General features: G+C 46.4%; 1 protein-coding gene. It reads right to left on the reverse strand.

The annotated features are described in order from the left end of the window. The coding region (locus BCT81_RS27770) for a penicillin-binding transpeptidase domain-containing protein (protein WP_277869854.1) at window positions 1–689 on the reverse strand (689 nt) is incomplete at both ends.

A 689-nucleotide genomic window follows, 5' to 3' on the forward strand; every position in this document is an offset into this window, starting at 1 on the left:
CTATACCTATAGGTATAGTGTCGCCGATATACCAAGGCTTGTTAAAGCGATTCCGTTTCCACGCTCTAGTCGGCATGTTAGCTGACGTTTCCTCGAATATATCGATCCCGGTACTTTCGCCAAAGCCAAACATCATCATCCAGTTGGAGAGTGAGTCAATACCCATGTCGTATGCAATCTGATAGAAGAAGGTATTGACGGACTGTTCGATAGATTGAGTCACATCTACGTTACCATGCCCCCACTTGAGCCAATCGCGAAATGCACGAGTACTGCTGTTAGGGACTCGCCATGCGCCAACGCTTCGAACTTTGGTTCTCGGTGTTATGCTCCTTTCTTTTAAGGCTGCTACAGCAATAAATGGCTTAATAGTAGAGCCTGGAGAATAGGTGCCTAACGTAGCGCGGTTGATTAGTGGCCTATTCCTGTTGGTCAACAATGCTTTGTAGTCATGGTTAGATATACCTCCGACAAAGGCATTAGGGTCATAGCTAGGGCTAGACACCATCGCTAAAACACCGTTATCGTGAGGATCTACCACAACTGCGGCTCCTTTGCGGCCTCCAAGCAGTTTATGTATATAAGATTGAAGTTCAACATCGATATTGAGGGTAATATCTTGTCCAGAGACTGGGGGGACGTATTTGAGCGTTCGTATGACGCGACCACGACTGTTTACTTCGACTTCT

This window comes from Vibrio sp. 10N.261.52.A1, assembly GCF_002876325.1.
Lineage (GTDB): Bacteria > Pseudomonadota > Gammaproteobacteria > Enterobacterales > Vibrionaceae > Vibrio > Vibrio chagasii.